The 21866-nt window shown below is 59.0% G+C and carries 22 protein-coding genes and 1 tRNA gene; 11 read left to right on the forward strand and 12 right to left on the reverse strand.

Translation table 11 applies throughout. The features are described from left to right. Nucleotides 1–297: 297 nt before the first annotated feature. Both tyrS and yihA read right to left on the reverse strand, forming a co-directional pair. Nucleotides 298–1596 carry a tyrosine--tRNA ligase gene (tyrS, locus tag MB824_RS08285; protein WP_238747982.1) on the reverse strand — a complete coding sequence of 433 codons (1299 nt, stop codon included), beginning with the start codon at nucleotides 1594–1596 and terminating at the stop codon, nucleotides 298–300. A 123-nt stretch (nucleotides 1597–1719) separates the two neighbouring features. Next, entirely contained in the window at nucleotides 1720–2364 is a 645-nt protein-coding gene (gene yihA, locus MB824_RS08290) for a ribosome biogenesis GTP-binding protein YihA/YsxC (RefSeq protein ID WP_238747983.1), read from the reverse strand. A 138-nt stretch (nucleotides 2365–2502) separates the two neighbouring features. Between yihA and MB824_RS08295 the strand changes: the two genes are divergently transcribed. From MB824_RS08295 to MB824_RS08320, 6 genes are all read left to right on the forward strand, one after another. After that, the gene (locus MB824_RS08295) at nucleotides 2503–3144 is read left to right on the forward strand and encodes a c-type cytochrome (RefSeq protein ID WP_238747984.1); all 642 of its coding nucleotides are present in this window, start codon (nucleotides 2503–2505) and stop codon (nucleotides 3142–3144) included. 342 nt (nucleotides 3145–3486) lie between these two features. Continuing rightward, a complete protein-coding gene (locus tag MB824_RS08300) occupies nucleotides 3487–5529 on the forward strand; it encodes a cytochrome c biogenesis protein ResB (RefSeq protein WP_238747985.1) in 2043 nt (680 codons plus the stop codon). Between the two features lie 55 nt (nucleotides 5530–5584). Beyond that, nucleotides 5585–6241: a membrane protein YczE gene (yczE, locus tag MB824_RS08305; RefSeq protein ID WP_238747987.1), complete on the forward strand. Its 657-nt coding sequence runs from the start codon at nucleotides 5585–5587 to the stop codon at nucleotides 6239–6241. Nucleotides 6242–6573: 332 nt separating this feature from the next. Next, the gene (ccsB, locus tag MB824_RS08310) at nucleotides 6574–7836 is read left to right on the forward strand and encodes a c-type cytochrome biogenesis protein CcsB (RefSeq protein ID WP_238747990.1); all 1263 of its coding nucleotides are present in this window, start codon (nucleotides 6574–6576) and stop codon (nucleotides 7834–7836) included. Nucleotides 7837–7989: 153 nt separating this feature from the next. Beyond that, the gene (locus MB824_RS08315) at nucleotides 7990–8247 is read left to right on the forward strand and encodes a hypothetical protein (protein ID WP_238747992.1); all 258 of its coding nucleotides are present in this window, start codon (nucleotides 7990–7992) and stop codon (nucleotides 8245–8247) included. 13 nt (nucleotides 8248–8260) lie between these two features. Next, a complete protein-coding gene (locus tag MB824_RS08320; RefSeq protein WP_238747993.1) occupies nucleotides 8261–8749 on the forward strand; it encodes a hypothetical protein in 489 nt (162 codons plus the stop codon). Between the two features lie 68 nt (nucleotides 8750–8817). Here MB824_RS08320 and MB824_RS08325 read toward each other — a convergent pair whose 3' ends face one another. The 5 genes from MB824_RS08325 to MB824_RS08345 are packed head-to-tail and all read right to left on the reverse strand — an operon-like array spanning nucleotide 8818 to nucleotide 12990. Continuing rightward, nucleotides 8818–9183, reverse strand: a complete 366-nt coding sequence (locus tag MB824_RS08325; protein WP_238747994.1) for a roadblock/LC7 domain-containing protein — start codon at nucleotides 9181–9183, stop codon at nucleotides 8818–8820. A gap of 27 nt (nucleotides 9184–9210) precedes the next feature. Then, a complete protein-coding gene (locus MB824_RS08330; RefSeq protein ID WP_238747995.1) occupies nucleotides 9211–9870 on the reverse strand; it encodes a peptidase M23 in 660 nt (219 codons plus the stop codon). 2 nt (nucleotides 9871–9872) lie between these two features. Further along, nucleotides 9873–10409 carry a GTP-binding protein gene (locus tag MB824_RS08335; RefSeq protein WP_238748020.1) on the reverse strand — a complete coding sequence of 179 codons (537 nt, stop codon included), beginning with the start codon at nucleotides 10407–10409 and terminating at the stop codon, nucleotides 9873–9875. A gap of 22 nt (nucleotides 10410–10431) precedes the next feature. Continuing rightward, nucleotides 10432–11526 (reverse strand): alpha-glucan phosphorylase, encoded by a 1095-nt coding sequence (locus MB824_RS08340; protein ID WP_238747996.1) that lies wholly within the window; start codon nucleotides 11524–11526, stop codon nucleotides 10432–10434. Between the two features lie 3 nt (nucleotides 11527–11529). Further along, complete coding sequence (locus MB824_RS08345) at nucleotides 11530–12990, reverse strand: hypothetical protein (RefSeq protein WP_238747998.1); 1461 nt, start codon at nucleotides 12988–12990, stop codon at nucleotides 11530–11532. 486 nt (nucleotides 12991–13476) lie between these two features. Here MB824_RS08345 and hflX point away from each other — a divergent pair, with 486 nt between their 5' ends. Continuing rightward, nucleotides 13477–14628 (forward strand): GTPase HflX, encoded by a 1152-nt coding sequence (hflX, locus tag MB824_RS08350; protein ID WP_238748000.1) that lies wholly within the window; start codon nucleotides 13477–13479, stop codon nucleotides 14626–14628. 34 nt (nucleotides 14629–14662) lie between these two features. After that, nucleotides 14663–15163: a hypothetical protein gene (locus MB824_RS08355; RefSeq protein ID WP_238748001.1), complete on the forward strand. Its 501-nt coding sequence runs from the start codon at nucleotides 14663–14665 to the stop codon at nucleotides 15161–15163. A 65-nt stretch (nucleotides 15164–15228) separates the two neighbouring features. Here the strand turns inward: MB824_RS08355 and recX are convergent, their stop codons facing one another. The 3 genes from recX to scpB all read right to left on the reverse strand — a co-directional run bounded on the left by recX (nucleotide 15229) and on the right by scpB (nucleotide 17048). Further along, entirely contained in the window at nucleotides 15229–15672 is a 444-nt protein-coding gene (gene recX, locus MB824_RS08360) for a recombination regulator RecX (RefSeq protein ID WP_238748002.1), read from the reverse strand. Between the two features lie 23 nt (nucleotides 15673–15695). Next, a complete protein-coding gene (locus MB824_RS08365; protein WP_238748003.1) occupies nucleotides 15696–16400 on the reverse strand; it encodes a phosphoglycolate phosphatase in 705 nt (234 codons plus the stop codon). A gap of 66 nt (nucleotides 16401–16466) precedes the next feature. Next, nucleotides 16467–17048: an SMC-Scp complex subunit ScpB gene (gene scpB, locus MB824_RS08370; protein ID WP_238748004.1), complete on the reverse strand. Its 582-nt coding sequence runs from the start codon at nucleotides 17046–17048 to the stop codon at nucleotides 16467–16469. Nucleotides 17049–17180: 132 nt separating this feature from the next. On the opposite strand from scpB, the gene MB824_RS08375 reads away from it, so the two are divergent. Then, nucleotides 17181–17256 (forward strand) — tRNA-Ile (locus MB824_RS08375). 186 nt (nucleotides 17257–17442) lie between these two features. Here the strand turns inward: MB824_RS08375 and accC are convergent. Both accC and accB read right to left on the reverse strand, forming a co-directional pair. Next, complete coding sequence (gene accC, locus MB824_RS08380) at nucleotides 17443–18804, reverse strand: acetyl-CoA carboxylase biotin carboxylase subunit (protein ID WP_238748005.1); 1362 nt, start codon at nucleotides 18802–18804, stop codon at nucleotides 17443–17445. A gap of 118 nt (nucleotides 18805–18922) precedes the next feature. Then, the gene (gene accB, locus MB824_RS08385) at nucleotides 18923–19381 is read right to left on the reverse strand and encodes an acetyl-CoA carboxylase biotin carboxyl carrier protein (RefSeq protein ID WP_238748006.1); all 459 of its coding nucleotides are present in this window, start codon (nucleotides 19379–19381) and stop codon (nucleotides 18923–18925) included. Nucleotides 19382–19774: 393 nt separating this feature from the next. Here accB and MB824_RS08390 point away from each other — a divergent pair, with 393 nt between their 5' ends. Next, nucleotides 19775–20686, forward strand: coding sequence for a Dyp-type peroxidase (locus MB824_RS08390; protein ID WP_238748007.1), 912 nt, complete (start codon nucleotides 19775–19777; stop codon nucleotides 20684–20686). 235 nt (nucleotides 20687–20921) lie between these two features. After that, entirely contained in the window at nucleotides 20922–21821 is a 900-nt protein-coding gene (locus tag MB824_RS08395; RefSeq protein WP_238748008.1) for an RnfABCDGE type electron transport complex subunit B, read from the forward strand. Nucleotides 21822–21866 lie beyond the last annotated feature (45 nt).

The following is a 21866-nucleotide window of genomic DNA, read 5'->3' on the forward strand; positions in this document are numbered from 1 at the left end:
CTGCCAATCAATCACTTGATCCAACTTCAATAGTGGGAAGCGGTCGATGTGTTTGGCAATCATGGCTTGTGCGGTTTGCTAGAAGAAGGTGCTCATGGAAAATCCCCTAAATGTCTTGGTGGGAATTTAGGGGATTTTGGGGGGATTTTGCAAAGGTCTCAATTAAATCTTAGGCTCAGCCTCCATTTTGTTACTTAGGGAGAATGTTCTCCGAAATAGCCTCCATTTTGTTACTTACGCCCCTGAAAACCGAAAATCTGGCTTTCAGGCTGCCTTTTTGTTTAGCCATCGGGCTGCTTACTGCCAAACCAACAGCGCGTGGTTGCGCTTGCCGCGGCGGACGATGGTGTAGCGGCCGAAGCGTTTGTGCGCGTCGGTGAGCAGGTAGGCGTCGTCGGGTTTGTCGGCGGGTGGGTTGGGGTTGGTGGTTTCGGCGGGGCGGCCGTTGAGCAGCACGGCTTTGCTGCTAATAAAGCCGCGCGCTTCTTTGTTGGACTGCGCCAGGCCGGTTTTAACCAGCGCTTCGACGACGTTCAGGCTGCCGGATACTGCAAAGGCGGGCAGGCCGTCTTGGGCGAGTTGGGCGTAGTCCTGTTCGGTGAGCGCGTCTTCGTTGCCGGAAAACAGGCTGTCGGTAATACGGCGGGCGGCGGCGAGCGCGTCTTCGCCGTGGATCAGGCGGGTCATTTCTTCGGCAAGGATGCGCTGGGCTTCGGGCTTGCCGTCGCGGGCACGGTCGGCTGCTTCGATTGCGGCGATTTCGTCCAGCGGCAGGAAGGTGAAGTATTTGAGAAACTTGTACACGTCGGCATCGGCGGTTTTGAGCCAGAACTGGTAAAACTGGTAGGGCGAAGTTTTGGCGGCATCAAGCCACACGGCGCCGCCTTCGGTTTTGCCGAATTTGGTGCCGTCGGCTTTGGTTACCAGCGGCAGGGTCAGGGCGTAGACGCTCTGGCGGTGCAGACGGCGGGTAAGTTCGGTGCCCCAGGTGATGTTGCCCCATTGGTCGCTGCCGCCGATCTGCAGTTTGACGCCATGGCGGCGGTTGAGTTCTGCAAAGTCGTAACCCTGCAGCAGGGCGTAGGAAAACTCGGTGAAGGAAATGCCGACGTCGTCGCGCTCGATGCGCTGTTTGACCGATTCTTTGGCGAGCATGGCGTTTACGGAAAAATGCTTGCCGATGTCGCGCAGGAAATCCAGGCAGTTCATGCCGGCGAACCAGTCGGCGTTATTGGCCATAATCGCGGCGTTTTCGTCTTCAAAGCTCAAAAAGGGCTGAAGCTGGCCGCGGATTTTTTCTACCCAGCCGGCCACGGTTTCGCTGCTGTTCAGGCTGCGCTCCTGCGCTTTGAAGCTGGGGTCGCCGATCATGCCGGTGGCACCGCCGACGAGCGCAATAGGAGTGTGGCCGGCAAGCTGGAAGCGGCGCAGCGCCAGCACCGGCAGCAGATGGCCGATGTGCAGGCTGTCGGCGGTGGGGTCGAAACCGCAGTAGAGTGAGATTTTTTCGCTGTCCAACAATGCGGACAGCTCGTTGATGTCGGTGGTTTGGTTAATCAGGCCGCGTGCCTGCAAATCTTGCAATAAGGCGTTCATTTAGTGTTCTCTCCAATCGAAAGGCAGCCTGAAAAGGTTTTCAGGCTGCTTGCGGGTTTGCTGAATCGTTCGTTAATCGGGCGGGTGCGTGCCGGTATTGCCCGCCAAAAAATCGGGCGGATTTTAACCGATTTCGCCGCTCTCGGTCAGGTTTGCGGCGGCTTGGGCGGCGGCGCGGGCAAACCATTCGGCGGCGACGGCGCCCACTTCGTCCAAGCCCTGTTTTTTCAGGCTGGAAAAAAGCTGCACGCTCACTTCTTGGCGCTCGCCCAGCGGCTGTAAGGATTTTTTGACCGCCGACAAGGTTTTAATCTGCTCGTTTTTCGATAATTTGTCAGCTTTCGATAATAAGATGTGTACCGGCTTGCCAGTGGCGGCGAAAAAGTCGAGCATCTGCCAGTCTTGCGGTTTGAGCGGGTGGCGGGCGTCCATAATCAGCAGCAGGCCGGCAATCTGGCGGCGGGTCTGCAAATAGCTGCCCAACAGTTTCACCCAGTGGGCGCGCACCGGCTCGGGCACCTGCGCGTAGCCGTAGCCCGGCAAGTCGGCGAGAAAGCAGCCGTTGGCCAGCTCGAAAAAATTGATGTGCTGGGTGCGGCCGGGCGTTTTCGACACGAAGGCCAGCCGCACATGGTTGCACAGCGCGTTGATGGCGCTGGATTTGCCGGCGTTGCTGCGGCCGACAAAGGCGATTTCCGCCGGCGTGTCGGGCAGGCCGTTCAGGTCGTTGGCGGTGATGGAAAATTTGGCGTTGTGAAAAATGTTCATACTGGTAAAGTTATGTGAATTTAGTATAGAATACCACGTTTGCAAATTTCTGGTTCGGCCGGGTGGCTGCCATCCGGTGTCCGACATATAAATATAAAACCCCCAAAACCCTTGGTTTTGGAATCAGGAGCATTTCCCATGAAACGTTTGAATATGCTGGCGGTACTGCTGCTGGCCGGCGCAGCGGCGGCGGCTCCCAAAGCCGCTCCCAAGGCGGATCTGGCCAAAGGCAAAGAAGTGGCCAAATCGGTTTGCGCCTCCTGCCACGCGGAAGACGGCAACAGCAGCATCGCCATGTATCCGAAAGTCGCCGGCCAGCACGCGTCCTACGTTTTGACGCAGACGCTCGACATCAAAAACAAAAAACGCACGTCCGGCTCTTCGGGCATGATGGCGCCGATGGTGCAGAACCTGAGCGAGAGCGACATCCGCAACGTTGCCGCCTACTATGCCAAGCAGCAGGCCAAACCGGGCGAAGCCAATCCCAAGGAAAACATCGAACTGGGCCGCAATATCTACCGCGCCGGCCTGCCGGAGAAAAAAGTGCCGGCCTGTATGTCCTGCCACGGCCCCAGCGGCGCCGGCATTCCCGGCGGCGGCACCGACATCACCGCCTACCCGCGCCTGGGCGGCCAGCATTCGGCCTATATCGGCGAACAGCTCAAAGCCTATGCCGCCGGCCAGCGCACCAGCGCCAACGGCATGATGGAAACCATTGCCAAACGCCTGAACGAAGAAGAAGTCAAAGCGGTGGGCAACTACATCCAAGGTCTGAAATAAACCGCGCCACAGCCGCCGCTTCGTTCAGGCAGCCTGAAAGGACATCCTTTCAGGCTGCCTGAACGGCTGTTTGGGCACCACAAAAGCTAATGCTTATAAGCTGCGCTATCAGTCGGGCGACGCGTTTGCCGCCGCCGGTTTTGCCGGCACCGCGCCAGCGCTAAAGCCGATCAAACGGCTTCCCCGACCAGCCCAAACAGCCCACACAACCGCCCCGCCGCTTCCCAAACAATGGCGCGCAGGCAGCCTGAAAACGTTTCAGGCTGCTTTGCCGCCCGTCGGCACACACCGCCGCCGCACAGCCGGCCGCATATCCCGTCCGTTTTTCAGGCTGCCCCGACCATGTCCGCCAAGCCCAAAACCAAAATCCCCCTGATCCGCCGTCCGTGGTTCGCCTTTCTCAGCTCCATGCGCTTTGCTGTGGCGCTGCTGGCGGTGCTGTCCGTCGCTTCGGTGATCGGCACCGTGCTGCAGCAAAACCAGTCGCCGCAGGACTATGTGGTCAAATTCGGCCCTTTCTGGGCGCAGATTTTCTCCTTTCTCGGTTTGTACGACGTTTACGCTTCGTCGTGGTTCGTCGCCATCATGCTGTTTCTGGTGTGCAGCACCGCGCTGTGCCTGTGGCGCAACGTGCCGCCCTTTCTGCGCGAGATGCGCTCCTTCCGCCTGAAAGTAACCGCCAAATCGCTCGCCCACATGAAGCACAGCGCCCTGCTGCAGGGCAGCCTGAAAGCCGATATCGCCGCACGCTATCTCAGCGTGCGCGGCTACCGCACCCAAACCGTGCGCCGTGACGACGGCAGCGTGCTGCTGGCCGCCAAAAAAGGCAGCATGAACAAATGGGGCTACATCTTCGCCCATGCCGCGATTATCGTTATCTGCCTAGGCGGGCTGGTGGACAGCAACCTGCTGCTGAAAATCGGTATGCTCAGCGGCCGCATCGTGCCCGACACCACCAGCAACTACGCCGGCGAATTTCAGGCTGCCAGCACGCTCGGCAGCGGCAACCCGTCTTTTCGCGGCAACGCCCAAATCGTCGAAGGCCAGCATGCCGACTCGGTATTTATCAATGCCGACAAAGGCCTGCTGCTGCAAAAGCTGCCCTTCACCGTCGAGCTGAAAAAATTCCACATTGATTTTTACGACACCGGCATGCCCAAGGATTTTGCCAGCGACGTCATCATCACCCGCCAAGACGGCTCGCGCCAAGCCGCCACCGTGCGCGTCAACCATCCGCTGACCGTTGAAGGCGTAACCATCTACCAGGCCGGCTACGGCGACGGCGGCTCCAAACTCAGCTTCAAAAGCTGGAACCTGAGCGGCAGCGGCGCGATGCGCAAAATCGAAGCCGTTTCGCAAAGCCGCTATCCGCTCGATTTGGGCGGCGCCGGCAAGTTTTCCATCGAATTTAACGATCTGCAGGTTTACAACGTCGAAGACGCCGAGCAAGCACAGGCGCAGCCTGAAAACGAAAGCGGCCGCGCCGCCCTTTCCAAGCGCCTGAGCGAAGTGCGCAGCGTGCGCCAAGACCGGCGCTTTGCCAACGTCGGCCCCACCATCCGCTTCAAACTGCGCGACAACAGCGGCCAGGCGCACGAATACGTCAACTACATGCTGCCCTTGGAGCGCGAAGGCTCGTGGTTTTTCGCCACCGGCGAGCGCAGCAGCGCCGACGAACCCTACCGCTGGCTGATGCTGCCCGCCGACCCCGCCGGCCGGCTCGACAGCTTTATGGCGCTGCGCGAACTGCTGCTCGATCCCGAACGGCGCAGCCGCGTGGTGGAAAAAGCGCAGGCCAATGTCGGCGAAAGCGTGCGCCCGCAGTTCAAACTGGCCACCGAAAACCTGCTGCGCCAGTTCGCCGAAGGCGGCTATGTCGCCATCGACCGCCACATCAAAAGCACCGTTCCCGCCGCCGACCAGCAGAAAACCGGCGAGCTGATGTACCAGATTCTCTACGGCGCCATCAATATCGCGCTCGATGATGCGCTGGCCGATCGCGGCCTGCCGCCGATTCCTGCCGGCGAAGTGCGCGGCCGCTTCGTGCTCAACAGCCTGGACGGCTACACCGCGCTAACCCGCTTCGAATCGCCGGTGCTGCTGCAGATGGACGGCTACCGCGCGGTGAATATGTCGGCGCTGCAGATGACCAAATCGCCCGGCGCGCTCTTGGTGTATCTGGGCTCGGTGCTGCTGGTGGCCGGCACGCTGTTTATGTTTTACGTCCGCGAAAAACGCGCCTGGCTGCTGTTTGACGGCAACAGCATCCGTTTTACCATGAGCGCCACCCGCAGCGAGCGCGAGCTGGCGCGCGAGTTTCCGCAGCATCTGGCCGATCTCGAGCGGCTAGCCGCCGATTTGGGCGGCGGCAAAACCGCCAAATAGGCGCCGCCGCCGTTTTCAGGCTGCCTGCAGCCTGAAACCCGACCATAAGAATAAGATGAAAAAAGAAAACTACTCCCGCATCCTGCCCGTAACCCCGTGGACGGCTTCGTCAATGTGGCCGTTTACCGAAGCCAAACCGCTGGCGGTGCTGTTGGTCACACTGAGCCTGTTCGGCTTTGGCGAAGGCATGCTGGTGGTGTCGCGGCTGGGCTCGACGCCGTGGACGGTGCTCTCGCAGGGCATCGCACGCATCAGCGGCGGCGAATTGGGCACGGTAACGCTGATGATCAGCGCGGTAGTGATGCTGGGCTGGATACCGCTGCGGCTCAAGCCCGGGCTGGGCACGGTGCTGAATATGCTGCTGATTGCCGGCGGGCTGGGGGTATTCGTCCATTTCGTCGCCCCGCCGGAAAGCTTGGCGGTACGCGCGGCGCTGTGCGTCGGCGGCATCGTACTGATCGGCGTATCGTCGGCCTTTTACCTGACCTGCCACACCGGCGCCGGTCCGCGCGACGGCCTGATGGTCGGCCTGTGCCAGGCCAGCGGCTGGCGCATCGGCAGCGTGCGCACCGCCATCGAAGCGGTGGTCTGCCTGATCGGCTGGCTGCTCGGCGGCACCGTCGGCATCGGCACCCTGCTGTTTGCCTTCGGCGTCGGCTGGGTGGTACAGATCAGCCTGAAACTGCTGGCACGCTGTTTTCAGGCTGCCTGAAAATTCCAAAGCAGCCTGAAAGTTAAAGCAGCCTGAAAAAGGTTGCTCCACACCGCATCGCACTCCCGCGACTGCCGGCAGTTTTCCTACCCGCCCAGGCAGACAAGCGAAAAAGTTTTTCAGGCTGCCGGCACCCTGCCCCGCACCGTTTTCAGGCAGCCTGAAAACACCCGGCCGAAAGAACTAGGCCGAAAGACTGAGTACAATTAACAGCACAGCGGATATTTTTTCTTTATAATCCGCCGCGCAAACAAATTTTTACATTAAAACAGGCTGCATCTGCACTCAGGCAGCCTGAAAACACCCGCACACACGATTTTGAAGAACACGCCATGACCGAACAAACCCAAACCGTCCGCGCCGAGCACGAACTGCTGCAAAAAACGGCGCCACATCCCGGCTACGCCGCGCCCGCAATCGATCACGAACTGCTGCGCGAAACTTCTTTTTTCCGCTCTCTCGACATCAAAGACGGCCTTTACGCCGCCGTGATTCTCGCCATCGCCGTGCTGGTACAGCTCAAAATACCGCACCGCATGGACGGCTACGAAACCGCCATTCTCTGGCTCAGCGCCGCCGCCTCGGTGGGCTTGGGCTGGTTCTTCAAGCCGCTGCGCTGGTTTATTCCCGCCGCCGTAGCGCTCGCCTATCTGGCCGTCGGTCTGTACGACGGCGACATCAGCCGCGGCGACAGCACCCACGGCCGTTTCCTGCTGCGCTACCTGCTCGCCAGCCAGCCGGCGATTATGTGGCAGTGCGCGCTAACACTACTGGCCTTTTTCGCCTACTCCGCCGGTACCGCCGGCGCCTGGCTCAAGCAGCGGCGGCAGCCTGAAAGCAGCGGCGGCAACATCCTGCTCGGCTTGGGCGACGGCTGCGCCTGGGCGGCGGCGCTGGCCGGCTTTACCGGCCTTTTGGTGCGCTGGCACGAAAGCTATCTGCTGCGCCCGAACGACGGCCACATTCCGGTGTCCAACCTTTACGAAGTATTTATCCTGTTTATGGTGATTACCGCGCTGATGTACCAATACTATTCGCGCAAATTCTCCATGCAGAAACTCGGCGCCTTCGTGTATTTCCTGATGTGCGTGCTGGTCGGCTTTGTGCTGTGGTACAGCCTTGAGCGCGGCGCACACGAAATCCGGCCACTGATTCCCGCGCTGCAGTCGTGGTGGATGAAGCTGCACGTTCCCGCCAACTTCATCGGCTACGGCGCCTTCTGCATCGCCGCCATGTTTGCCGCGGCCGAACTGCTGTCGCTGCACGGCAACCGCCTGATGCCGCCGGCCGAACAGATTGAAGAAGCGATGTATAAAGTGATCGCCGTCGGCTTTCTGTTTTTCACCATCGCCACCATACTCGGTGCCCTGTGGGCGGCCGATGCCTGGGGGCGCTACTGGAGCTGGGACCCCAAAGAAACCTGGGCGCTGATTGTGTGGCTGAACTACGCCATCTGGCTGCATCTGCGGCTGGTGGCCGGCTGGCGCGGCAAAGTGCTGGCCTGGTGGGCGCTGGTCGGCCTGCTGATTACCGCCTTCGCCTTCGTCGGCGTCAATATGTTCCTCGGCGGCCTGCATTCCTACGGCGAACTCTAAACCCCGCCCTACCCCGCCAACACCCAAACAAAGGCAGCCTGAAAACCGGAAATCCGTTTTCAGGCTGCGCCTTCCCGCCAATAAGGCAAAATCCAAGGAAAAACCATATCTGCCTACCGATACCTGCTGCCCCTGCTCTGCCTGCCGATGGCTATGCCTGCCGCACAGGCCGCGCCGAGTGCGCAGCAGGAAGCCGAATTTTTGCAAACGCTGCCGCAGCTGATTAGGGAAACCAACCGCCACTTGCCGTACCGGCAGACTATGGGCGGCCAGCGCATCGAAATCTTACCCCTGGTTTATAGCAACGGCCGCCTGCAGTTGCGAATCAACAGCCGCCCCGCCAGCGCCGGCGATGCCGCGCAGCTCTCCGCTTTCGGCTACGAAGAGCTCCAACTACCAAACCGGCACTGATGTCACGGCGTGCGTGGAGAAAGAAAAACTGCGCGAAGTCAACGACTATCTGCCGCTTGATTTCCAATACCGGCAGCAGCTGAAAAACGGCAGCCGTACCTTTAACATCCGATTGGAAAAAGGCCATTGCCGGCGTTTGCTAAGCGAAAACACGCCGGAACAAATCCGCCGCAAGCGCGATCTCAGTTCCGCCAAGCTGGCCGTCAGCCGCCTAAACAGCACACTGCCGCAAAATGACGGCTTCGGGCTGGTGCTGTACCAAATCGTGTTGGAAAACGATACCGTCCACTACCGCTACCGCCTGAGCCCGTCGGTACAAGAATCGGCATTTACACCGGAAAAATGGCAGGAGTTTTTCCAAAACATGCGTAAGCTGGACATTTGCACCGCCGACCCATCCACGCTCGGCGCCATCGCTTCTTTCGGCATCAGCAGCACCCTGACCCTGCCCAGCGGCCGGGAAATCCGCACCACCCAGAAAGCGGGCGACTGCGCTTTCTAAACCGACAAAAGCAAGCAGCCTGAAAACCGGAAATTCGGTTTTCAGGCTGCTTTATTAAGAATCAAAACTTATTTAGTGATATCGACAATGCTGCGGGCAGCGCGGCGGGCGTCGAGCAGAATCAGACCGAGCTTGGCGCTTTCTTTGGCGGTCAGGCACAGTACGTTGGTTCCGCCTGCCTGAATCAGCAGGGTATAGCCGAGTTTGCCTTTCACGATCACCTGCTCCAGTTCGCCGCAGGCGAGTTCGTGGGTGGTGCGGTTGCCCAAGGCCAGCAGCGCTGCAGACATGGCACCGACGCGGTCGGCATCAACGCTGTTGGGCAGCAGGTGGGCGATCGGCAGACCGTCCGTAGAAATCACTGCGGAAGCGGTAATATCAACCGAAGAGCTGTTCAAGTCGCTCAAGATGGAGGTAAGAAGTTGTTCGTTCATGTTAATTTTCCAATCAGTTATCTTGTGTTAGAACGAGCCGCCGAAACCGGTAGCCGCATCTACGGTTTGATAAAGGGCGCGCACCAGTAAAACGAAGGTGTCTTTGTGCAGCTGGGGCGTGCCGCCGGTAACCAAAATATATTTGGCATCGCTGATGTATATCGGGAAGAAAGTCAGTTCGCTTTGGCCGACAGGGTCGCACAAGCCCCATGCGTTTTGATAAATGTTCAGGTTGTTTTTGATCAACAGGGCATGGCGCTCGGAAAGACGAATGGCTTCGCTGGCCAAAATGGCCACCTCTTCCGCAGCTTCGTGGTTGAAGCCGGAGTTGGCAAAATAGAAGCCATCTTGGTCGATCAACAGGGCTTTGTGGCTATCGGACAGATGCGGTAAAAGATTGGCCAGGGTATCGTCGGTCAGCTCGGGAACTTCGGGCGGGGTTTCGCTGCCGTAGAGAAATTCCAAACGCTGCAGGCGGTAGAGCAGGTTTAATGCGGTATCCAAGTCGTCGGTTTCCGCCCATTCGAGCAGTTTTTGCTGGGTAATCGGCTGTTTGCCGCCTGAGCGTAATACATTGGACAATAAAGTGCGGCTGGCGCTGCTGCTTTTATTGGCTACTGCATAGAAGGCCCCAGCCGGCGTAATGTGCGGGTAAAGATTTGTTTGTAATGACAGAGTAGATTCCACGACTATACCTCCAAACCAGGATCAATTTGAAACAGCATGGCGGTTACCAGCTGTTTGACATCATCTTCATTGCGGGCGTCAACCTCAAATACCGGCACATTCAAACCATGCTGGATCAGATATTTCTGATAGACGTCTATCCCGGGAACGGAACGGATATCCATTTTGGTCACTCCGACAACCAAAGGAGCGGTTTTCAACAAATCAGAAAACGAGTCCAAGAAAAACTTCAGGTCTTTTAAAGGATTCACGCGGGTGTTATCCAACAGCAAGACCAAACCCATGCTGCCTTTACTGAGAATTTCCCACATAAAGTCAAAACGTTCCTGACCCGGAGTGCCGTAAAGGTGAACCTTGGTATGCTCGTCAAGCTGAATCAGGCCGTAGTCCATCGCAACGGTGGTGTAACCTTTGCGCACAGCGGTCATATCCGATGCGCTGGCGTCGGTCTGTACCGGAGGTTCGTCCGACAAAGCGGCAATCGCAGTGGTTTTGCCTACACCCACCGGCCCTGTAAAGATAATTTTGTTCTCTACCATCATGGCAAGTACCTCTTCATTATTATTTATTCAGTAATTTTTTCATCAGCCTGCTCAAGAGACCGCCACCTGCCGGTCTGGGCGCGGCAGATTCGGAATCTTCTGACGCAACGGCCGGTCTGGGACGCGGGGGCGCACTCTGGATAGTAGCAGGCGCCTTACTCTGAGCTTCTGCCATCGACCCGCTAACGGATAAGTAATCCGTAAGATAGGTGGTGGATATGTAGTTCAGGATGTCCGGCATATCCAGCGGCATCATTTTGTAGAGCATATTCAGGCTGACCGCGGTTCGGGTCAGGAATGCCGACAAGCGCATAGATTCGGCCAATGGAGCCAAGCGGGTCAGATTGGGCCAGTATTTAAGCTGGAATATGGTATTGGGTGTCAGAGGCTGGGCGAGACGGCCGTTGGCTGTCCACAATGCAACTTGCCACAAAACGGCCTGTAAAGAGCTGTTTGCACGCTCGATTACATTACCACCAACCGCCTGCACTTCAATTGCAGGATTTTCCTGCTGGCATAAAGTGTGTAATTGTGCGGCATCAATGGCCAACCATGCTTTTTGCGCTTCGGGAAAAAGAGCCAGAATCGGCTTGCCGTTCCAGTTGATCAAGGTGTCTTTATTGGCAGAAATGGTTCGACGCACTATGCCCAAAAGGCCGGTATTCGGATCAAAACGCGGAATGGTTACCTCGCTGGCGCGGGAAGATGCCGGAGCATGGCTTTTAGGTGCTGCGGCATGTACCGGAGCAACACCGCCCTGTACCACCCAGATGCCGTTGCCCTGCATCAGATTACGCAAATTGAGAAACAGGGTATCAAACTTAATCGGTTTGGGCAGATGCGGTGCGGTAACAGACGGGGGAGATTTGGCAAAATGCACTACGGTCGAATTGGGATAATCGCCCTTCGCTTTAAGCCAAGCGCTGATGCCGGCAGGGCTGTCGCCGTCCACAATCACCAACTCGGGCTTTTCGCCCGAAGATGCATCCAGCACCTGATAATTGGTGGTGCTGTGCATTTTGAAGGCCATTTTAAACATTGCCTGTTGCTGTTCTTCCATCGCCAGCAACAGCAATTTGACCGTTTTAACCTGCGGTATATTGTTGTTCATCATTATTTAATGTCCAAATGAGCCGTTATTGAAACGTTGCAGCAATTGGCTCATCGCCAATACCACTTCTTCCGGCAGAGTTTGCACTTGGCCGCGCAGTTCTTGCAGCAGCGTTTCCAAACGAGTCCATTCTTCGGCACGCTCATACAAATCAAACAACGCAATATAAAGCTGTGATTCCTGCGGATAGGACAAAATCGACTCTTCCAGCAGATTCATCGCGTTGTCCAACTGGCCGTACATCAGCAGCGAATCGACTTCTTTCAAAATCCGTTCGGCAGGCGTACGCGGCTCGGCAACCATATCGACGTTTTCAGATACCAAGGCCTGATAACGCGCTTTTTTCAGGCTGCCGCCGTCAATCAAACCCTGCTGGACACCGATTTCGCGCAGTGCCGCATCAGAAGGATTGGTTTCCAAACGCGCAAACAAAGGATGCGGCCCCAAGTTGTAGCCCCAACCGAGCATTCTTTCCTTCACCTGGCGGCCGTATTGGCCGAGCGTATAGTAAAGATTCCACAGATGGTCGGCAAAACCGTTGATGTTGTTGGCACGGTAATCGAGTGTCAGCGCATCAATCAGCAAAGCCGCGGGTTTGTCCGAATGGCGGATGGCTTTATTCAGATACTTGGTGGCAGCATCATAAGTCAGCGAGTTTTTCAACAGACGCACGCCCTGTTCAGGCTGCATGAATGCCAATACGGCACCTTTTTCGTCGTTGCTGATTTCCCGCAAAACTCCGTTGCCGGAAACAAGCATTTTCCGTGCCAGGCCTGCAGCGGCTGTTTGGGCTTCCGCCTGCGCACGGGTACTTTCCTTTTGCTTGGCAGCAGGTGTTTGCGGAATATCGGCCAAACCGGTTTTCTCGCCGATTTCCTCGGCGGTTTTTTTCACGCTCCAGCCCAGGTTGCTTTCCGCCAAAACGCGCAAACCGAGATGGTTTTCGTCAACTGCCAGACCATCTTTGACATACTGGGTCAGTTGATCGCGGCTGAAACTGCCGGAGTAAGTGTTCAACACCTCAGCCAGCGCATCGACATTGCCGGCCTGCAGCCACAAATCCGCCAGCTCGGCGATGAGTTTCGGGTCGTTGCTGCGGCTGTTGGCCAAGTAATCGCCGAGCGACTCGGCGGCTTTGTCATAGTAGCCGAACTGTTTGTAAACATTAAATTCAGTGAGCGCGTCCACGTCCTGAACCGACACTTTGGTATCGTCCACCGCACTGCCGCCGGCAGTCGCGCTCCAGTCCCATTTCTCGGCTTCGGCAACCGCCTGAGCCACTTCCTCGTCTTCCGGCTCTGGCTCGGGTTCCGGTTCGCGTGCGCTACGGCCGCTCCCGCCTCTGACTTTCTTGCGCTCTTGCGCCGGCGAGCTACCGCCGTTTTTCTGCCGGCGTTGCAGAAAAATAAGCGCCACCAGTACAACGGCCAAGCCGCCGACCAGCATTATCATCATCGAATCGTCCATACATCTTCCTTGTTTAAAACGGAATCCGTGCTTTTCTTTGCCACAATTTTACTCCGCCGAATCCTTCAGGCAGCCTGAAAGGCAAGCGGAGTAACGGGCTTAATTCATGTAAAACGGTATAAATTTTTTGTTTGGAACCACATAGGCCAAAACAAAAAAACACATTCCTCAAACAGATTCTAACATAATTCCCACAGCCAAACGCCGCAGCAGAGCCATTCCTGCCCAAGCAAACCGGCGGCATCCCTTACAAGCACAAAGGCAGTGCCGCACAACGGCACCACCTGCCAAAGTCCGTCCGAATCGAAAAACCATTTGCAAAACTATTGCCATGAAGCGGCCGACGCCGTGCCGGCAGACGCAAAAAACTTCCCGTTTTCCGGCAGATTGCGCTATCGTTGCGGCTGCTCTCCCTTACAAACTAAAAACTCGGCTTACATAAATTTACTGAAAAACTGCAGCTTTAACGATACGCCCTACCCCACCATGACCCACAGATTCCACACCCCAAACAAATCCCTTGAACGCTCCGAGCGGGTGATGCTGGCCGGCCTGATGCTGGCCGACAGCTTTTCCGGCAGCAGCGAAAGCCGCGAACGCGCCTTTCAGGCTGCCCTGGCCGAAGCGGCCGAACTGGTGCGCGCCGCCGGCGGCGAACTGGTGCGGACCGAAAGCGCCAAGCGCGACCGCGCCCACAGCGCCCTGATGGTCGGCAGCGGCAAAGCCGAAGAATGGGCGCAAACCGTGCAGGACGAAAACATCGACCTCGTCGTCTTCAACAACGAACTCACCCCCACCCAAGAGCGCAATCTCGAAAAAATCCTGCAATGCCGCGTACTCGACCGCGTCGGCCTGATTTTGGCCATCTTCGCCCGCCGCGCCCAAAGCCAGGAAGGCCGCCTGCAAGTCGAACTCGCCCAGCTCACCCACCTGGCCGGCCGGCTGGTGCGCGGCTACGGCCATTTGCAGAGCCAGAAAGGCGGCATCGGCCTTAAAGGCCCCGGCGAAACCCAGCTGGAAACCGACCGCCGCCTGATCCAAACCAAAATCACCCAGCTGCGCCGCCGGCTTGATGCCGTCAAAAAACAGCGCCAGACCCGCCGCAAAGCCCGCCTTTCAGGCAGCCTGAAAACCTTTGCCATCGTCGGCTACACCAACGCCGGCAAATCCAGCCTGTTCAACCGCCTGACCAAAGCCGACGTCCTCGCGCAAGACCAGCTCTTCGCCACACTCGACACCACCGCGCGGCGGCTCTACCTCGCCCCCGAAGCCAGCCTGATTCTCACCGACACCGTCGGCTTCGTGCGCGACCTGCCGCACGGGCTGGTAGCCGCCTTTTCCGCCACCCTCGAAGAAACCGCGCTGGCCGATGTGCTGCTGCACGTCGTCGATGCCGCCAATCCCGATCATCTGCGCCAAATCGACGACGTCAACGCCGTACTCGCACAAATCGGCGCCGAAGCTGTCCCGCAGCTGCTGATCTACAACAAAACCGACCTGCTGCCCGCCGACGAACGCCACAACGGCATCACCCGCCGCCCCGACGGCCTGCCCGCCGCCGTCCGCCTGTCGGTACAAAGCGGCGACGGCCTCGACAGCCTGCGCCAAGCGTTAATCGAATGGGTGCAGGCAGCCTGAAAGCCTATTCCCACCACATAAAAGCAGCCTGAAAATGACCCCGCGCACCTTTTTTACCACCGCCGCGCTCAAACTGCTCAACGCCATTGTCCACATCATCGCATGGTGGCTGCTGATGATGGTGATGGCGTGGGGCTTTCGCCAACTGCCCGCCGAGCAATACGCCGAAGGCGACGCAATCAGCCCGATGTTCACCGTTTTGGTGCGCACGCCGCAGGGCGAGGTTTTGCCGCAGCGGCTGCACAATCTGAAAAGCAACGAAACCCTGCTGCGCCAAGCGTTCAGCCGCGATGATGAGAACGGTCGGTTTTTCAGCCTAACACCCGTTGCGCCTGATTCGTTTGAATTGTTTGTGAATTACGACACCGCGCAGTTCACGCAGCGATACCGCATTACGGCGGATGGCAAGGTGGTGCCGCTGTCGTTCAAATCGTGGAGCGCGGGGCATGGCTTTATCTTGTTTTTGCTGTCGTTTCCGCTGTTTGCGCTGCTCAAATGGTTGCTGCGCCGTTGGTTTTTCGGACGATCCGCGTAGCTGGGGTTTCGTATTCCGCCTGCAAAAAAGCAGCCTGAAAACCGTTTTCTTTGGTTTTCAGGCTGCTATTGCGGCCACTCTTCTTTAAGGGCAGCCTGAACGATGTCCATCTCGAAGCCGCGGTAGAGCATAAAGCGGATTTGTTTTTGCTTTTCCTGAAAGTCCTGCGGCGGGGCGGCGAATTTTTTGTGCAGCACCGCCAGCGCGTTGGCCAGTTCGGTGTCGCGGTCGGGCAGATTGGCGCGTACCAGCGATTCGTCCACGCCTTTGGCGGCCAGTTCCTGCTGCAGGCGCAATCGGCCGCGGCTGCGGCTTTTGCTGTGGATAAAGGCTTCGGCGTAGCGCTCGTCCGACTGCCATTGGCGGTCGGACAATTCGGCCAGCAGACTGTCGATTTCGTCTTCGCTTTCGGCATGCGGGGCGAGCCGGCGCTTCAGTTCCAAGCGGCTGTATTCGCGGCGGGCGAGCAGATCGAGCGCGCGGGCTTTGAGCGATTTGCCTTCTTTCATGGCTGTCGGCCTTTCTTGTGCTTTCAGGCTGCCTGAACGGGTTTGAGCAGCTCGTAGAGTTCGGGCAGGCTGTCGATTAGCGCATCGGGGCGGGTTTCGGCGGCAGCGGCGAGCGCATCCATATCGCCGTAACCGTAACGCACGCCGATAACGGGGCAGCCGGCGGCTTTGGCGCTGAGTATGTCGTTGGCCGAATCGCCGACCATCAGCAGCTGCGCGCATTCGACGCCCAGCACTTCGGCGCTGTGGCGCAACGGCTCGGCAGAAGGCTTGCGCTCGGGCAGGGTGTCGCCGCCGACCACAAGGCTGAAATAACCGTCCAACTGCAATTCGCGCAGCAGTTTCACCGCCAGCACTTCGCTTTTATTGGTAACCACCGCCAGCGGCAGGCCAAGGCTTTTCAGCAGTTCCAGCGCGGTTTCGGTGTGCGGATAGGGACGGGTGGCGTCGGCCAGATGGCGGGCGTAGTGGCGGGCGAAAACGGCAAAACCTTCGCTGCGCAGGGATTCGGCAACATCGCCGCCGCTGTACTGCCCGCTGAGCGCGCGCAGCACCAGCGCAGCAATGCCGTCGCCAACATAGCTTTGAATCTGCTCCTGCGGCAGCGGCGCCATGCCCAGTTCGACGCGCATGGCGTTGGCGGCGCCGGCCAGATCGGGAATCGAATCGCACAGCGTGCCGTCCAAATCAAAGGCAACGGCGCGCACGCGGGCAAAAGTATTCGGCATCGGTTTTCCTTTTGTTTTAAAAAATTATTTCTGCTGAAACGACCAGCAGACTGCGCAAAGCAGCGCTTACACCGGCTTGGCCACCCCTTCGTCTGCCGGCGCGGCAGCCTGAAGCTCGGGCAGCAGCAGTTCGCCCAGTTCGGTGAGCGGCGGCAGCTCTTCCAAACTGCCAAGCCGCAGGTCGCTTAAAAATGCGGCGGTGGTTGCCCACAGCGACGGGCGGCCGATGCTGTCGCGCTGGCCGATAACTTCGATCCAGCCGCGCTCCTGCAGGGTTTGCATCACGTTTTGCGAGACGGCGACACCGCGGATGGCTTCAATGTCGCCGCGGGTAACCGGCTGCTGATAGGCGATGATGGCCAGCGTTTCCATCACCGTGCGCGAATAACGCGGCGTGCGCTGCTCGTTCAGGCTGCCCAGGGCGGCAAAGGCCGGCGGGGCGATCTGGAAACGCCAGCCCTCAGCAGTGTGCGCCAATTCCAAACCGCGCCCCTGCCAGCGTGCTTTGAGCGCAGCCAATACGTCGATCAGTTTGTCGGCCGACAAGGGCGGCTCGCACAGGGCGCGCAGGGTCTTTTCGCTCAGGGCTTCGCTCTGGGTCAGCAGCGCGGCTTCGATCAGGGCGTCGGGGGAGAGCTTGTCGTGCATGTTTCAGGCAGCCTGAAAAGGCGGTGGTGGTTGAAGCGGCGTATTGTACCGCGTTGGCGCCGGCGCCGTCAGCCGGCCGCAGCTTGCCTGCCTAGGGCGCTTGGACTATAATCCGCGCCTTTCCTGAACACTGGGTCTGTAGCTCAGGGGTTAGAGCAGGGGACTCATAATCCCTTGGTCGTGGGTTCGAACCCCACCGGACCCACCAAATGATTCAAACGGTTGAGCCATTGCGATGCTTAACCGTTTTTTATTGCCGCCCAGTCCGGCGCCGCGTCCAAGCAGTCTGAAACCGTTTCGGGTAACACCGACAGCAGCGCCGGATAGGCGCATCAAAAAGCAGCCTGAAAACCGGAATTCCGGCTTTCAGGCTGCTTTTGCCATGGCTGTCGGCTTATTTTTGCAACTGCTCTTTACGCTCGGCCAGCCAGTGTTCCAGATAATGGATGCTGACGCCGCCTTCGCAGAAGCCCGGATCGTTAAACAGATCACGGTGCAACGCGGTATTGGTCTTGATGCCGGTAATCGCCAGCTCGGCAAGGGCGACACGCATTTTGGCAATCGCCTGCTCGCGGGTTTTGCCGTACACGCAGATTTTGCCGATCAGGCTGTCGTAGTTCGGCGGGATGCGGTAGCCCTGGTAGATGTGGCTGTCTACCCGCACGCCGAGTCCGCCGGGCAGATGGCAGCTTTCGATCAGGCCGGGGCTGGGGATGAAGGTGTAGGGGTCTTCGGCATTGATGCGGCACTCGAAAGCGTGGCCTTCAATCACCACGTCTTTTTGCTTGTACTGCAGCGGCAGGCCGGCGGCGATTCTGAGCTGCTCCTGCACGATGTCGATGCCGGTAACCAGCTCGGTAACGGGGTGTTCGACCTGCACGCGCGTGTTCATTTCGATAAAGAAAAACTCGCCGTCTTCGTAGAGAAACTCAAACGTGCCGGCGCCGCGGTAGCCGATGCGCTTGCAGGCGGCAACGCAGGCTTCGCCGATTTTTTTGCGCTCGGCGGCGGTAATGCCCGGCGCTGGCGCTTCTTCGATCACCTTCTGGTGGCGGCGCTGCATCGAGCAGTCGCGCTCGCCCAGATAAATGGCGTTGCCGTGTTCGTCGGCCAAAACCTGGATTTCAACGTGGCGCGGGCGCTGCAAAAAGCGCTCCATATACACCATCGGATTGCCGAACGCGGCTTCGGCTTCGGCTTTGGTCATTTCCACCGATTTGATCAGGTCTTCTTTTTTCTCGACCACGCGCATGCCGCGCCCGCCGCCGCCGCCGGAAGCCTTGATGATGACGGGAAAACCGACCTTATCGGCAATTTTCAGGATTTCGGCGGGATTGTCGGGCAGTGCGCCGTCGGAACCGGGCACGCAGGGCACGCCGGCTTCGATCATCGCTTTTTTGGCGGAAACTTTGTCGCCCATCAGGCGGATGGTTTCGGCGCGCGGGCCGATAAAGACAAAGCCCGACTCTTCCACCTGCTCGGCAAAGCGGTCGTTTTCCGCCAGAAAGCCGTAGCCCGGATGGACGCCGTCGGCGCCGGTTACTTCGGCGGCGGCAATCAGCGACGGGATGTGCAGATAGCTCTGCGGCGAAGGCGCGGGGCCGATGCACACCGATTCGTCGGCCAGCTTGACGTGCAGGCTGTCCTTATCCGCTTCGGAATGCACCGCCACGGTGGCGATGCCCATTTCGCGGCAGGCGCGCAATACGCGCAGGGCGATTTCGCCGCGGTTGGCGATTAAAACTTTTTTCAGCATGGGATTTCCTGTTTCCAAGTTTTCAGGCTGCCTGAAAAGGCGGCCGGCAGCATTTCAGGCTGCCGCCGCAAATGTTTCAGGCTGCCTCACGCTTGCGCCCGGGGCAGCCTGAAAGCCCTTATTCGATAATAAACAGCGGTTCGCCGTATTCCACCGGCGTACCGTTTTCCACCAGGATTTCTTTGATGACGCCGGATTTTTCCGCTTCGATTTCGTTCATCAGCTTCATCGCCTCGATAATGCACAGGGTGTCGCCGGCTTTAACGGTTTGGCCGACTTCGACAAAGGCCGGAGAAGACGGGCTGGGCGCGCGGTAGAAAGTACCAACCATCGGCGATTTTTGCGCGTTGGACAAATCGCGGCCGGCCGGAGCGGCAGCAGGCGCGGCTGCGGGTGCGGCGGCAGGAGCGGCTGCGGCCACTGCCGGCGCAACGGGTGCGGGGGCGGCATAAACTGCGGCGGCGTTGTGCGGCGTGCGGGTAATGCGCACTTTTTCCTCGCCCTCGGTTACCTCGATTTCGGCGATGCCGGATTCTTCAACCAGATCGATCAGTTTTTTCAGCTTTCTTAAATCCATGGTTATCTTCTTTCGTGATGAAATTGCGGTTTACCCCGATAAATCCGACGCGGGCAAAAGCGCGGATTTTGGCGAAAATAGCGGCAGATGTCCAGCAAATTATCGGTAAAAACCGCCCAAAAGCGCATAAAGCCCGTATGCGGCGTTGAGCGCGGCAGCGGCGAAAGTCCGGCATTATAGAATACAAACACTAGTGCCTGCCTTTATTTATTCGAAGCAGCCTGAAACCGTTTTTTCAGACTGCCTGCGCCGATGCAGGCTGCAGCTATCGCCCCGATTCAACGCCCGCCGAGTGCATGGCGGGGCGCGCGCAGTTTCTTTATAATCCGCGCCCTTATCGCGCTTGTATCGCGCTTGCGCCGCACCAAACACAAACCAAAAAGGAAAGAAAACATGAGCACCCCCCAGTCCGCCATCATCCCCGAAACCGCGCAGGCCGGTTTCTTTATCGAAGCCGATATTCTCAGCCCCGATACCGTTCAGGCTGCCTGTCTGGCCGCCCTTAGCGCCCTTGAAGCGCGCCAGCGCCAGTTTGCCGGCGAAGACTTGGGGCTGACCCTTGCTTTTGGCAGCGATTTCTGGCGCAGCCTGAAGCGTACAGCCGAAGCGGCGGAACTGAAAAACTTCACCCCGCTGGGCAAGGGTCTGGCGCCCGCCACCCAGCACGATCTGCTGATCCACATCCAATCGAAAAACCACGACGCCTGCTTCACCCTTGCCCGCGACGTACTGGCCGCGTTTGATGGCGCCATCGCCGTCAAAAGCGAAACCCACGGTTTCCGCCGCCACCAAAACCGCGGTCTCGACGGCTTTGTCGACGGCACCGAAAACCCGCACGAAGACCCCGAAATCCGCCGCATCGGCACCGTACCGGAAGGCGAAGCCGGCGCCGGCGGCAGCTATGTCGTGGTGCAGAAATACCTGCACGACTTGAAAAAATGGGAAAGCTACAATCTGGCCGAGCAGGAAGAAACCATCGCCCGCACCAAAGAAGACGACATCGAATTTTCCAAAGAACAGCGCCTGCCGCGCTCGCACATCGGCCGCGTCAATCTCAAAGAAAACGGCGTCGGCCTGAAAATCGTCCGCCGCAGCCTGCCCTTCGGCAACGCTTCGGGCGGCGAACACGGGCTGATGTTTATCGCCTACGCCGCACGGCTGCACAATATCGAAGCCCAGCTGCTGAGCATGTTCGGCGATATCGACGGCCAGACCGACCTGGTGCTCGAGCGCATGAGCCTGCCCGTGTCCGGCGGCTATTACTACGCCCCGTCCGTCGAGCGCCTGCGCGCACTCAAAGCCTGATTACACACCCCAAAGCAGCCTGAAAACCGGATTCGCGGTTTTCAGGCTGCTTTTTGCCTTGCCGCCGCGCAGTACCAAACCGGCCGCGTCGCGCCCATCCGCCCGCATTGCCCCAAGCCAGCCCGAACCGCCCTGCCCCGCTTTTCAGGCTGCCTTTAGGCCGGGCGGCGGCGGGCATAGAAGACGGCAGTGCTTTGGGCTATAATCGCGCCCTTTTGTTTCAAACCCTTACCCGATGAAGCCCAGCGCCCACACCCTTAACGCCCTGCTGCCGCAGACCCAATGCCGCGAATGCGGTTTTTCAGGCTGCCTGCCCTATGCCGAAGCGATGGCCGCGGGCGAAGCGGCAGTCAATCTGTGCGCCCCGGGCGGGGTACGGGTGATGCGCGATCTGGCGCAGACGCTGGGCGTGCCCGAGCAGGCGCCGGCGAAAATCCAGCCCGCCGCGCTGGCGTGGATCGACGAAGACGTCTGCATCGGCTGCACCGCCTGCATCCGCGCCTGCCCCGTCGATGCGATTATGGGCGCCTCCAAGCTGATGCACACCGTGCTGACCGACGAATGCACCGGCTGCGGCCTGTGCGTCGCGCCCTGTCCGGTGGACTGCATCCATATGCTGCCGGTGGCCGACGACAGCCTGCCGCGCGCGCATTTGTTTGACGATTTTGCCGAACCGCCGCGTTTTCAGGCTGCCTCAGACAGAAGCCCCGGCAGCGGCAAACGCTTTCAGGCTGCCGCCCATGCCTACGGCCGCTATCAGGCGCAGCAGCGGCGCAAAGAGCAGGAAGCCGCCGAACGCGAACGCCGCCAGGCCGAGCGCCGCGCCGCCATCGCCGAAAAACGGCAGGCCGAAACGGCCGCCGCCGCGCCCGCCGCAGGCAGTCCCGCCGCCACAGCAGCCGCGTTTAACCCCGCGGCGCTGATCGCTCAGGCAATGGCGCGGGCGCAAGCGCAGCAGGGCAGCGGCGCCGCCCCCGCCAACCGCGAGCGTTTCCGCGAAAGCCAGCTTGAAGAAGACCGCCGCCGCGCCGCCCAGCGCCGCGCCATACGCGATCTGCAATACGGCAGCGACGAGCAAAAAGCCGCCGCCCGCGAATGGCTGCGCCAGAACAAACGGCAGGAAACGGCGGAATAACCCGTTTTTCAGGCAGCCTGAACAGCGCAAATCCGTTTTCAGGCT

It is taken from the genome of Kingella pumchi (genome assembly GCF_022288825.1).
In the GTDB taxonomy this organism is placed as follows: domain Bacteria; phylum Pseudomonadota; class Gammaproteobacteria; order Burkholderiales; family Neisseriaceae; genus Kingella_D; species Kingella_D pumchi.

Bases quoted from the DNA above. Each gene is read 5' to 3' on its own strand.
- MB824_RS08355 (WP_238748001.1), top strand. From the start codon at position 14,663: ATGACCCCGCGCACCTTTTTTACCACCGCCGCGCTCAAACTGCTCAAC.
- accB (WP_238748006.1), bottom strand. From the start codon at position 19,381: ATGGATTTAAGAAAGCTGAAAAAACTGATCGATCTGGTTGAAGAATCC.
- scpB (WP_238748004.1), bottom strand. From the start codon at position 17,048: ATGCACGACAAGCTCTCCCCCGACGCCCTGATCGAAGCCGCGCTGCTG.
- MB824_RS08395 (WP_238748008.1), top strand. From the start codon at position 20,922: ATGAAGCCCAGCGCCCACACCCTTAACGCCCTGCTGCCGCAGACCCAA.
- accC (WP_238748005.1), bottom strand. From the start codon at position 18,804: ATGCTGAAAAAAGTTTTAATCGCCAACCGCGGCGAAATCGCCCTGCGC.
- hflX (WP_238748000.1), top strand. From the start codon at position 13,477: ATGACCCACAGATTCCACACCCCAAACAAATCCCTTGAACGCTCCGAG.
- MB824_RS08300 (WP_238747985.1), top strand. From the start codon at position 3,487: ATGTCCGCCAAGCCCAAAACCAAAATCCCCCTGATCCGCCGTCCGTGG.
- MB824_RS08295 (WP_238747984.1), top strand. From the start codon at position 2,503: ATGAAACGTTTGAATATGCTGGCGGTACTGCTGCTGGCCGGCGCAGCG.
- MB824_RS08315 (WP_238747992.1), top strand. From the start codon at position 7,990: ATGCCTGCCGCACAGGCCGCGCCGAGTGCGCAGCAGGAAGCCGAATTT.
- tyrS (WP_238747982.1), bottom strand. From the start codon at position 1,596: ATGAACGCCTTATTGCAAGATTTGCAGGCACGCGGCCTGATTAACCAA.
- MB824_RS08325 (WP_238747994.1), bottom strand. From the start codon at position 9,183: ATGAACGAACAACTTCTTACCTCCATCTTGAGCGACTTGAACAGCTCT.
- MB824_RS08345 (WP_238747998.1), bottom strand. From the start codon at position 12,990: ATGGACGATTCGATGATGATAATGCTGGTCGGCGGCTTGGCCGTTGTA.
- MB824_RS08340 (WP_238747996.1), bottom strand. From the start codon at position 11,526: ATGATGAACAACAATATACCGCAGGTTAAAACGGTCAAATTGCTGTTG.
- yihA (WP_238747983.1), bottom strand. From the start codon at position 2,364: ATGAACATTTTTCACAACGCCAAATTTTCCATCACCGCCAACGACCTG.
- MB824_RS08365 (WP_238748003.1), bottom strand. From the start codon at position 16,400: ATGCCGAATACTTTTGCCCGCGTGCGCGCCGTTGCCTTTGATTTGGAC.
- ccsB (WP_238747990.1), top strand. From the start codon at position 6,574: ATGACCGAACAAACCCAAACCGTCCGCGCCGAGCACGAACTGCTGCAA.
- MB824_RS08335 (WP_238748020.1), bottom strand. From the start codon at position 10,409: ATGGTAGAGAACAAAATTATCTTTACAGGGCCGGTGGGTGTAGGCAAA.
- MB824_RS08390 (WP_238748007.1), top strand. From the start codon at position 19,775: ATGAGCACCCCCCAGTCCGCCATCATCCCCGAAACCGCGCAGGCCGGT.
- recX (WP_238748002.1), bottom strand. From the start codon at position 15,672: ATGAAAGAAGGCAAATCGCTCAAAGCCCGCGCGCTCGATCTGCTCGCC.
- yczE (WP_238747987.1), top strand. From the start codon at position 5,585: ATGAAAAAAGAAAACTACTCCCGCATCCTGCCCGTAACCCCGTGGACG.